Origin of the sequence: Microtetraspora malaysiensis (assembly GCF_001528665.1) — a bacterium.
Classification (GTDB): Bacteria; Actinomycetota; Actinomycetes; order Streptosporangiales; family Streptosporangiaceae; genus Microtetraspora_A; species Microtetraspora_A malaysiensis.
Genome location: NZ_BBYJ01000013.1, coordinates 122,302 through 132,611 on the forward strand (window position 1 = coordinate 122,302; position 10,310 = coordinate 132,611).

At 74.2% G+C, this 10,310-nt stretch carries 8 protein-coding genes; 4 read left to right on the forward strand and 4 right to left on the reverse strand.

Annotated elements, in window-relative coordinates:
* The first annotated feature begins 11 nt into the window (after positions 1-11).
* Positions 12-896: a DUF7064 domain-containing protein gene (locus tag AWQ71_RS17995; RefSeq protein ID WP_157570412.1), complete on the forward strand. Its 885-nt coding sequence runs from the start codon at positions 12-14 to the stop codon at positions 894-896.
* 68 nt (positions 897-964) lie between these two features.
* Here the strand turns inward: AWQ71_RS17995 and AWQ71_RS18000 are convergent, their stop codons facing one another.
* Entirely contained in the window at positions 965-2,068 is a 1,104-nt protein-coding gene (locus tag AWQ71_RS18000; RefSeq protein ID WP_067134620.1) for an XdhC family protein, read from the reverse strand.
* A gap of 91 nt (positions 2,069-2,159) precedes the next feature.
* Between AWQ71_RS18000 and AWQ71_RS18005 the strand changes: the two genes are divergently transcribed.
* Positions 2,160-3,698 (forward strand): GMC family oxidoreductase, encoded by a 1,539-nt coding sequence (locus AWQ71_RS18005; protein ID WP_169806585.1) that lies wholly within the window; start codon positions 2,160-2,162, stop codon positions 3,696-3,698.
* On the opposite strand, the gene AWQ71_RS18010 is transcribed toward AWQ71_RS18005, so the two are convergent.
* Both AWQ71_RS18010 and AWQ71_RS18015 read right to left on the reverse strand, forming a co-directional pair.
* Positions 3,631-6,429: a molybdopterin-dependent oxidoreductase gene (locus AWQ71_RS18010; RefSeq protein ID WP_084259009.1), complete on the reverse strand. Its 2,799-nt coding sequence runs from the start codon at positions 6,427-6,429 to the stop codon at positions 3,631-3,633. The two genes, AWQ71_RS18005 and AWQ71_RS18010, sit on opposite strands and share 68 nt — an antisense overlap.
* The gene (locus AWQ71_RS18015; protein WP_067134622.1) at positions 6,422-7,252 is read right to left on the reverse strand and encodes an FAD binding domain-containing protein; all 831 of its coding nucleotides are present in this window, start codon (positions 7,250-7,252) and stop codon (positions 6,422-6,424) included. Before AWQ71_RS18015 ends, AWQ71_RS18010 begins: the two co-directional genes overlap by 8 nt.
* A gap of 166 nt (positions 7,253-7,418) precedes the next feature.
* On the opposite strand from AWQ71_RS18015, the gene AWQ71_RS18020 reads away from it, so the two are divergent.
* Together AWQ71_RS18020 and AWQ71_RS18025 are read left to right on the forward strand one after the other, a co-directional pair.
* Positions 7,419-8,681 carry a cytochrome P450 gene (locus AWQ71_RS18020; RefSeq protein ID WP_157570414.1) on the forward strand — a complete coding sequence of 421 codons (1,263 nt, stop codon included), beginning with the start codon at positions 7,419-7,421 and terminating at the stop codon, positions 8,679-8,681.
* A 29-nt stretch (positions 8,682-8,710) separates the two neighbouring features.
* Positions 8,711-9,862: a phosphotransferase family protein gene (locus tag AWQ71_RS18025; protein WP_157570415.1), complete on the forward strand. Its 1,152-nt coding sequence runs from the start codon at positions 8,711-8,713 to the stop codon at positions 9,860-9,862.
* Between the two features lie 28 nt (positions 9,863-9,890).
* On the opposite strand, the gene AWQ71_RS18030 is transcribed toward AWQ71_RS18025, so the two are convergent.
* Positions 9,891-10,115: an acyl carrier protein gene (locus tag AWQ71_RS18030; RefSeq protein WP_218001838.1), complete on the reverse strand. Its 225-nt coding sequence runs from the start codon at positions 10,113-10,115 to the stop codon at positions 9,891-9,893.
* Positions 10,116-10,310 lie beyond the last annotated feature (195 nt).

Sequence of the window (10,310 nt, forward strand, 5' to 3'; positions counted from 1 at the left end):
GTGTGCTCGACATGGACCTCGACAGGGACGCCGCGCCGCCCGCCGGCGGCGCGACCCCGGCGCGCCTGCACCAGCCGGGCACCGACCGCCTGTGGGGCGAGTCGTGGTATTTCGACTTCGCCGCGGCCGACGGCACCGCGGGCGGTTTCGTGCGGGTCGGCGACTATCCCCTGCTCGGACGGCGCTGGTACTGGGCCTACGTCGTGGCGGGTGACCGCGCGACGGGATACGCGCTGGAGGTGCCGCTGACCGACGGCCGCGACCTGCCGTGGACGGCGGACGATCCGGCGCTGCGGTTCCGGGTCGAGCCGGGAGACGGCGGCTGGCGCCTGACCGCAGGCGGCGACGGGTTCGGGCTGGATCTCACCTGGCGGGAGCAGGCTCCCCCGTACGGCTACGCGCGCGGCAGCCGGATGGAGCAGTCCGGCTGGGCGGTCGGCGAGGTCGCCCTCGGCGGCGCCGCGTTCCCGGTGGAGGGCCCGGGCCAGCGGGATCACTCCTGGGGGGTTCGCGACTGGTGGCGGATCGGCTGGACCTGGTGCGCGGGCCGGCTCTCCGACGGCACCCGCTTCCAGGCCACCCACCTGGACGCCCGCGGCCGGATCCCGCCCGACGGCTACCTCCTGGCGCCGGGCGACTCGCCGCGGCCCGTCGACGACGTGGTCGCCGGCGCGGACTCGCTGCGGATGAACGGCACCGTGCTGGAGTTCTCCGACATCGCGCACGTCACGATCGAGCTGCGCGCTCCCGATGGCAGGCTGAGCCGGCTGCGGCGGGCGATGACCAGGGTGCGGGCCGTCACCGAACCGGCCGGCAGGGAACGGGACGACGCCGTACGGCACGGGATCGGGTGGCGGGAGCGCAACGTGCCGCAGCGCCAGGGGCGGCACGCCTGAGTGAGGCATTTCCTCACTCGCGCGCCGCGGGCACCCCGCGCCGCCCCTTCAGGCAGCCGCCTCGCCGCTCAGCTGGCCGGGCCGTGGATGCGGCCCTGCGTCCTGGTCAGGGCCTGGCCGGAGCCGCCCCAGCGGGCCTGGATCAGCTCGGCGGCAATCGCCACCGCCGTCTCCTCCGGCGTCCGCGCGTGCAGGTCCAGCCCGATGGGCGAGCGCAGCCGGGCCAACTGCTCCTCGCTCATCCCGGCCTCCTTCAGCCTGGCCGTGCGGTCGTCGTGCGTGCGCCTGCTGCCCATCGCGCCGATGTAACCGGCGGGGGTACGCAGCGCGACCTGCAGCAGCGGCACGTCGAACTTCGGGTCGTGGGTGAGCACGCAGATCGCGGTCCGCTCGTCCACGGTGAGGTCCTTGAGGTAGTCGTGCGGCCAGCGGACCACGACCTCGTCGGCGTCGGGAAAGCGCTTGGCCGTGGCGAATACCCCGCGCGCGTCGCACACGGTCACGTGATAGCCCAGGAACTTGCCGACCCGCGCGACGGCCGCCGCGAAGTCGATGGCGCCGAACACCAGCATCCGCGGCGGCGGCGCGAACGCCTGCACGAACACCGCGACCTCCTCCATCCGGCGCTGGCCCTCCAGCCCGTAGCGGCGCTGCCCGGTGATGCCCTGGGCCAGCATGCCCCTGGCGTCGTCGTCGATGGCGTAGTCCAGCCCGGACGACCCCAGCGAGCCCGAGGCGCGGTCGCCCCAGATCACCCGCCGTGAGCCGATCTTCCCCTCGCCGCCGACGACGGTCGCCACCGCGACCGGCTCACGCGCCTCCACCGACTCGGCGATCTCGCGCAGCTCGGGGAAGGTCTGCCTGTTCACCTGCTCCACGTACACGTGCAGGATCCCGCCGCAGGTCAGGCCGACGGCGAACGCGTCGTCGTCGCTGTAGCCGAACTCCTCGTACGACGGCTCACCGGTCTCGACGACCTGCTTCGCGATCTCGAAGACCGCCCCTTCCACGCACCCGCCGGAGACGCTGCCGACGACCTCGTCCTGCGCCGAGACCGCCATCGCCGCGCCCGGCTGCCGTGGCGCGCTGCGGAAGGTGTTGACGACGGTCGCCAGCCCGAACGTCGTACCGCCGTCATACCATTCGAGGATTTGATCGAGGACGTCACGCATGGTGGGGGTTCCCTTCGCGCGGCAAGGGGCTGCTCTCACGTATCGCGGTCAGTCTGGTCCGCGCGGCGCTTCCGGCGCCATGATGGGCGGCGTGCCTGCGGGAGACTGCGCGGTTCCGCGTTCCGCCGACGTCGTGGTAGTGGGCGCCGGCGCGGCGGGCGCTGTGGTCGCCGCCCGGTTGTCGGCCTCGGGCGCGGACGAGGTCCTGCTGGTGGAGGCCGGGGAGGATTACCGCAGCGCCGACACTCCGCGCGCCGTACGGGGCGCCGACATCGGCCGCGCGCTGGCGGCGCGCGCGCTGCGCTGGCCGGAGCTGCCGGCTCGGCTCACGCCGGAGCAGCCGCTGCGGCCCTACGTGTGCGGGCGGGGCGCGGGCGGCAGCTCGGCGATCAACGGCCAGCTCGCGGTCCGCGGCACCAGGGCCGACTTCGACGCCTGGGTGCGCGCGGGCTGCTCCGGCTGGTCCTGGCCCGAGGTGCGGGCGCTGTTCGCCGCGCTCGAACGGGACCTGGACTTCGGCGACGAGCCGGGCCACGGTGCGCGCGGCCCGGTGCCGGTCTCCCGGCGGCCCATGGGCGTACGCGGTCCGGTCAGCGCCGCGCTGCATGAGGCCGCGACCGGCCTCGGCCATGCCGAGCACCCCGACCTCAACGCCGAAGGCGCGACCGGGATCAGCCCGACCGCCTGGCATCGAAGGGACGGCGTGCGCGCCTCCAGCAACGACAGCTTCCTCGAACCGGCCAGGGACCGCCCACGCCTGCGGGTCGCCGGGCGGCACACGGTGTCGCGGGTGCTGTTCTCCTCCGGCCGGGTCAGCGGCGTCGAGCTGGCGGGCGACGGGCACCGCGAGGTGGTCGCCGCCCCGGCGGTGGTGCTGTGCGCCGGCGCGGTGCACTCCCCCGCCATCCTGATGCGCTCGGGAGTCGGCCCGGACGACCATCTCGCCGCGCTGGGCATCGAAGTCGTCGCCGCGCTGCCCGGCGTCGGGGCCGGGCTGGGCGAGCACCCCGCGGCGTTGCTGGACCTGCGGCTGACCGCCGCCGCCTCCGCGCTGGCCGCGCGGGCCGACTCCGGCTGCTACCTGCTGCGCCTGCCCTCAGGGCCGGGCCACGCCGACGACCTGCAGATCCTCCCGATGGACCGGACGGCGGGGCCCGGAGCGGGCGGGCTGCTGGTCTCGCTCATGCGGCCGGAGTCCACCGGCAGCGTGCGGCTGCGCAGCCCGGACCCGGCCGACCACCCGCTGCTCGACCTGCGGCTGCTGGCTGACCGCCGGGACCTGGAGCGGCTGGGCCGGGCCGTACGGCACGCCGCCGAGCTGCTGGCCCATCCCGCCTTCCGCGAGGTCGCGGACGGCGGCCCCGCGCGGCCGCCCGCCGACCTGGACGGGTGGCTGCGCGAGCGCTGCCGGGTGCTGTACCACCCCTCCGGCACCTGCCGGATGGGGCCCGAGGGCGAGCCGGGCAGCGTGGTGGACGAGGAGGGGCGCGTCCTCGGGGTGGAGGGGCTGTGGGTGGCGGACGCCGCGGTGATGCCGGTGCCGTGCGGCGTGCCGCCCTACCTCACGACGGTGATGGTGGCCGAGCGGCTGGCCGCGGCGATCGGGAGCCGGCTTCGGCGAACGCGGTGAGGATGCGCGCCGGGTCCAGCGGAGTCCGGTCGACGCGCGCACCGACCTGCGCCAGGGCGTCGGCGACCGCGTTGAACACGCACGCCAGCGCGCCGGCCGCGCCGCCCTGGCCCATGCCCTTGTGGCCGCCCGGCGTCGGGGAGGGCGTCTCGATGTGGACGAATTCGATCGCGGGTGCCTCAAGCGTGGTCGGGACGGCGTACTCGGCCAGCCCCCTGGTCAGCGGCCTGCCCTGCGCGTCGTAGCGGACCTCCTCCAGCAGCGCGCCGCCGATGCCCTGCAGCACCCCACCCGCGATCTGGCCCTCGACCACCTTGGCGTTGATCATCCTGCCGCAGTCCTCGGCGACGACGTATCTCTCGATCCGCACCGTCCCGAGCTCCCGGTCGACTTCCACCACGCAGCCGTGGCAGGCGTTGGACCAGGTCATCGGGGGCGCCTTGTAGCGGCCCAGAGCCTCGAGCCGTTCGCCCGGCCCATGGGCGGAGACCGTCTTGGCCAGCTCGGCCCACGACACCGCGGCGCCGGGGTCCTGCCGGTCGGCGAGCACGCCCCTGCGCGGCTCGACCCGCTCGGCCGGCACCCCGAGGTGCTCGGCCGCCAGCTCCTTGGCCATCGTCAGCAACTCGGCGGCGGCGGCCCGGCAGGCGCTGCCGGTGATCACCGCGGTGCCGCTCGCGCCGGTGCCCCTGCCGTACGGCGTGGCGTCCGTATCGCCCTGCACGACGCGGACGGCGTCCAGGTCCACGTCCAGCTCGGCCGCCACGACCTGGGCCATCGTCGTCTCCACGCCCTGGCCGCCCGCGCCGGTCGCGAGGTAGGCGGTGATCGTGCCGTCGAGCTCCACCCGCAGCCGCGCGGTGTCGCGGTCGATCGGCTGCATCGTGCCGATGCTGGAGGGTTCCAGGCCGATCGCGATCCCGACGCCGATCAGGCGGCCCTCCTCGGCCAGCAGGCGGCGCTGGCGGAGCCGTACCTCCGGGTAGTCGAGCCGCGCGGCGACCTCCTCCAAGGTTTGCGCCGGGGTCACGTGGTCCAGGACCAGCCGCGTCGGCATCGTGTAAGGCAGCTCGTCGGGGCCGAGCACGTTGCGGCGGCGCAGCTCCAGCGGGTCCATCCCCACCGCGCGGGCCACCTCGTCCAGCATCTGCTCGCGGGCGACCGTGGCGAACGCCCACGGCCCTCGATAGGCGCCGCGCGGGCAGGTGTTGGTGCGCACCGAGCGGAACCGGAAGGCGTGCAGGGGGATGCGGTAGGGGCCGGTGAACACCATGCCGACGAACGGGCCCGCCTTGCCGACCACGCCGAGCGGGTAGGCGCCGGTGTCTTCGAGGTGGTCGAGGTGGCAGCCGAGGATGCGGCCCTGCTCGTCCAGCGCGAAGGTCGCCTCGCCGACGTCCATCCGGGCGTGGCCGGAGGCGGTCAGGTTCTCCTGCCGGGTCTCGATCCATTTGAGCGTACGGCCGAGCACGCGGGCGGCCAGCGCCACGGTCAGCTCGTCGCGGCCGGTCCACACCTTCAGCCCGAAGCTGCCGCCCACGTCGCGGGCGGTGACCCTGACCTGCTCGGCGGGCACGCCGCTGACCCGGGAGATGGCCAGCTTGGCCTCGTGCGGGTTCTGCGTCGACAGGGAGGCCACCAGTTCCCCGGTGTCCGGGTCGTAGGAGGCGACCACGCCGCGGGTCTCCAGCGGCGCGTTGGCCTGGCGCTGCTGGCGGGAGGTGGCGCGCACGACCTGCGGCGCGTCCTCCAGGGCGCGGCGGAGCTTGGGCCTGATCGGAGAGGTCAGCTCCTGGTAGAGGTTCGACCCGGTCTCGGCGTACACCAGCCGGTCGGTGTCCTCCACCGCGCCGCCGGGGTCCAGGACGGGGGGTTCCGGCTCGATCTCGACCTCGATGAGGTCGACCGCGTCCGCCGCGAGGTAGCGGTCCCCGGCCACGACCAGCGCCAGGGGCTCCCCGGCGAAACGCACCCGGTCGGCCGCCAGCGGCAGCAGCGGCGGCTCTGCGGCATTCAGCAGCGGCGTGGGCCGCATGTCGCCGGCGCGCGGGTTCAGGTCGGCGGCGGTGAAGACCGCGACAACGCCCTCCAGCGCCCGCGCCGCGCCCGTCTCCAGGCGGGTGATCCGGCCCGCGGCGACGGTGCTGCGCAGAAACGCGACGTGCAGCGTTCCGGGCGGCGACACGTCGTTCACGAACTCGCCGCGCCCGGCCAGCAGGCGCTCGTCCTCCCGCCGCGCGGGCGCCGCCCCCCGCTCGCCCGGCGCGGCGGCCGGGTCGGCGGCGGCGGCCACCGCTTCGACGATCCCGGCGTAGCCGGTGCAGCGGCACAGGTTCCCGCACAGCCCCAGCCGGATGTCCCGCTCGCTCGGCGCCGGCTGCTCCTTGAGCAGTTCACCGCCCCGCATCAGGATGCCGGGCGTGCAGTAGCCGCACTGGATGCCGTGCTCGGCGTGCAGGGCTTCGGCCAGCGGCGCCGCGGCGCCGTCCAGGCCCTCGGCCGTCCATACCTCGGCGCCTTCGGCCTGCACCGCGAGCACCAGGCAGGACAGCACGGTGGCGCCGTCCATCGACACCGTGCACGCGCCGCACACGCCTTCCTCGCAGGCGAGCTGGGTGGCGGTCAGGCGGCGCTCCTCGCGCAGGAAGTCGGCCAGCGAGGTGCGGGGCGAGACCTCGGCGCGAACCGGCCGGCCGTTCACCTTCATCTCGACGGTCATGCGCTCAGCCATGGTCCACCTGGTTTCGTGCCGTCGCCCGTGCCCGGTCCAGCGCTCTGGTCAGCGCGCCCCGGGCCAGGGCGCGCGTGACGTCCTCGGGAACGCCCGCGGCGTCCAGGTCGGCCATCGCCGCCTCCGCCACCTCGGCGGGCGCGGCACCCCCGGCCAGTGCCGCCTCCGCCCGCGCCGGACGCAGCGGGACGGGCCCGGCGCCGAACAGCACCAGCCTGCGGTCTTCGCCGCCGAGCACCACCACGGCTCCGGCCAGCGCGTGGCCGGGCCGCGCGGGGATCTTCTCGATGGCGAAGGCCGCCTCGCGGAGGGGGAACTCGATGGCGGCCAGCAGCTCGCCGTCGTCCAGGGCGGTCTGGTGCGCGCCGCGGAAGAAGTCGGCGGCCGGCAGGTGCCGTACCCCGGATCCGCGCAGCTCGACGCGGGCATCCAGGGCCACCGCGACCGCGGGCAGCTCGGCCGCGGGGTCGGCGTGGGCCAGCGCGCCGCCGAGCGTGGCCCGGTTGCGCACCTGGACCGGTCCGGCCAGCGCGGCCGCCGCCGCCAGCAGCGGCGCGCCCGCCCGCACCACCGGGTCGGCCTCAAGTCGGCGGAGCCGGGTCAGCGCGCCGATCCGCAGCCGCTCGGCGCGGCTCACGAACGCGAGGTCGGGCACCCGGTTGAGGTCGATCAGCAGCGGGCTGCGCACCTGCCTGCTCGCCAGGAGCGGCATCAGCGCCTGGCCGCCGGCCAGGAGCCTGGCCCGGCCTCGGTGCTCGGCGAGTAGGGCGATGGCCTGCGCGCTGCTGGTGGGGGCTCGGTAAGCGAATGGGGCAGGTTTCACGTGGTGACCGCCTCCCAGATCGCCTCGGACCCTAGCCGCCGGTGAAAATCACGGTCAAGCAACCCTCCCGGCGCTGGTCGGGTGACCGATCGGGACGTTTGCCGCCTGCCGCGGCGCGCGGCCATCCTGTACCGGGCTACCGTGATCGCCGGGAAGGGACCCTCCTGTGCTGGGACTTGCGCAACGTGCGGTGGACCGGAAATGGCGGCTGCCGATGGGCCCGCTGGTCGGCCGGTACAACCCCTACAGCCCCGCCTACATCAGCGACCCCTACCGGCAGCTCGACCGGTTGCGTGCCGCCGCCCCGATCTACCGCAGCAGGGTGACCGGCTCCTACGTGATCAGCAGCTACGAGCTGGCCTCGGAAGCGCTGACCGACCGCCGCTACGGCACCAACCGCAAGGAGGACTCCTCCTTGCGCAGCAAGATGTTCTTCCGCCTCGCCAAGTTCACCCCCGAGGAGGAGAACGCGCTGGACAACACGCTGGGCGCGGTCCCGGACGAGGTTCACCAGCACATGCGCAAGGCCATCGCGTACGACTTCAGCAGGCGGCGGGTCAGCGCGCTGCGGCCCCGGATGGAGTTCTGGGTCGACAAGCTGCTGGACAAGGCGGCGGCCCGCGCCGAGTTCGACCTGATCGGGGATTTCGCGGCCAAGCTGCCGATCCTGGTCGCCGCCGAGCTGCTGGGGTTCCCGCCGCAGGACGCGGCCAGGCTCCAGGAGTGGTCGGACAGCTATCTCGTGCTGGTCGACCCGCTGATCAACGGCGCCGGCATCCCCCGGATGAACGCGGCTTTCCATCAGTTCGACCCGTATGTCGCCGAGACGTTGCGCCGCAAGCGCGCCGAGCCGGGCGACGACCTGATCACCCGGCTGCTGGAGCACCACCTCGCCGGGGAGTTCGACGAGGTGCAGCTCCGCGTCCTCATCATGATGCTCATGATCGCCGGACATGAGGTGATCACGAACCTCATCGGCAACGCCGTGGCCGGCCTGCTGCGCTTCCCCGACCAGCGCGAGCTGCTGGCCGCCGACCCCGACCTGATGCCGGCGGCGATCGAGGAGTTCGTCCGCTACGAGTCGCCGATCCAGGCGGCGTGGCGGATCCCCGGCGAGGACCTGGAGATCGGCGGCGTGCGGGTGCCGGCCAAGCGGGCGGTCACCGTGCTGATCGGCGCGGCCAACAACGACCCCGCGCAGTTCGCGCACCCGAGGCGGCTCGACCTGACCCGCGGCGACAACCGGCACATCGGTTTCGCCCTGGGCTCGCATTTCTGCCCCGGCACCTGGCTGGCGCGCGTCGAGGGTGCGGCGGCGCTGTCGCGGCTGCTGGAGCGCTTCCCGCGCCTGCGCGGCGACGCCGACCGGCTCAGGTGGAAGCCCGCCGCCGGGCTGCGCGGGCTGTACGAACTGCCGCTGACCCTGTGAACGCGCCGCGCCCGCAGGAACCTCCGGGCGTGGATTCACCGGGCCCGGAGAAGCCGCGCGCGGAGGAGGCACGCATGGAGGAGGCGCGCACGGAGGAGCCGACGCGCTCGCAGGCACCGTTGCCGCCGGTGGAGCCGCTGCGCTCGGTGGCGGAGATGACGCCGGGCTGGTGCTCGGCCGCCCTGTCCCGCCGGCTCGGCGGGGCCCGGGTCACCGGCGTGACCACCGCCGCGGTGGGCACCGGCCAGATGGCGGACACCTACCGCCTGCACCTGGACTACAGCCCCGCGGGCGCCGGACCCGCCACCGTCATCGCCAAGCTCGCCGCCGCCTCCCCCGCCAGCCGTACAGCGGCCAAGGTCACCCGCGCCTACGAGGTGGAGGCGCGCTTCTACCGGCACCTCGCGCCCACGCTGCCGGTGCGCAGCCCACGCTGCTACCTGTCCCGCTACGACGAGCCGAGCGGGGCGTTCACCCTGCTCCTCGAGGACGCCGTCGACGGGCACGTCGCCGACCAGGTCACCGGATGCGGCCCGGAGGAGGCGGAGCGCGCCGTGGACCAGCTCGCGGCGCTGCACGGTCCGATGTGGGGCGATCCGGCGCTGGACTCGCTGGCCTGGCTGCCGCGTCATGACGGCCCGGACGCCGCCTGGATGGCCTCCCTGGCGCAGCGGATCTACCCGCGCTTCCTGCGCCGCTTCGGGGACCGGCTCGACGCCGAGGTCGTCGACCTGCTCGAGTTCTTCGTTCCGCGCGTCGAGCGCTACCTGCGTGCGCGTCCCGGCCCGCGCACGGTGGTGCACGGCGACTTCCGCGCGGACAACCTCGTGGTGGGCACGGGCCGGATCACCGTGCTGGACTGGCAGACCGCCGCCCACGAGCCCGCAGCCACCGATCTGGCCTACTTCCTCGGCGGCAGCGTCGAGCCGGACCGGCGGCGGGCGATCGAAGGGGCCGTGCTGCGCCGCTACATCCGCGCCCTGCGCGGCTACGGCGTCGAGCTGTCCTTCGAGGACTGCTGGCGCGACTACCGCCGCTACGCCTTCGGCGGCCTGCTCACCAGCCTCGTCGCGTCGGCGCTGGTGGTGCGGACCGACCGCGGCGACGGCCTGTTCGCCACGATGGCGAACAGGCACGGCATGCATGCGATCGATCTGGACGCCGCCTCGTTCCTGCGCTGAGCCGCGGGCTCAGCGGGAGCACGGGGGCTCAGCCGTAGGCCGCGTCGCCCGCGCTGGCCCTCAGCAGCTCCAGGACCAGGTCCTCGACTTCCTTGACCGTGGCGATGTGCTGCACCTGCGCCTGATCGATGGCCGGCAGGTCGAACTCGTCTTCCATGGTGAAGCCCAGTTCGAGCAGCGCGAGCGAATGGTATCCGAGGTCCTCGACCAACCTGGTCTCCCCCGCCTGGACCCCCTCGGGGTTCGGTGCCACTTGAATGATGATCGATCGGACCCGCGCCCGAACATCTTGGTCGGTCTTGGCTTCACTGCTCATTCAGACTTCGCCACCGTTCTCATCGACTTTGGCCAGCCCCAGCGGGCCCTCACGACAGCGGACCGTTTAGCGCACATGATGCCGAAACGACCGCCGATCCGACATCCTGCCCCTTAACGCACTCGCATCGCC

What these genes read in the sequence shown, in the direction of transcription:
- AWQ71_RS17995 (WP_157570412.1), top strand. Translation starts at nt 12, where the DNA reads ATGGACCTCGACAGGGACGCCGCGCCGCCCGCCGGCGGCGCGACCCCG.
- AWQ71_RS18000 (WP_067134620.1), bottom strand. Translation starts at nt 2,068, where the DNA reads ATGCGTGACGTCCTCGATCAAATCCTCGAATGGTATGACGGCGGTACG.
- AWQ71_RS18010 (WP_084259009.1), bottom strand. Translation starts at nt 6,429, where the DNA reads ATGGCTGAGCGCATGACCGTCGAGATGAAGGTGAACGGCCGGCCGGTT.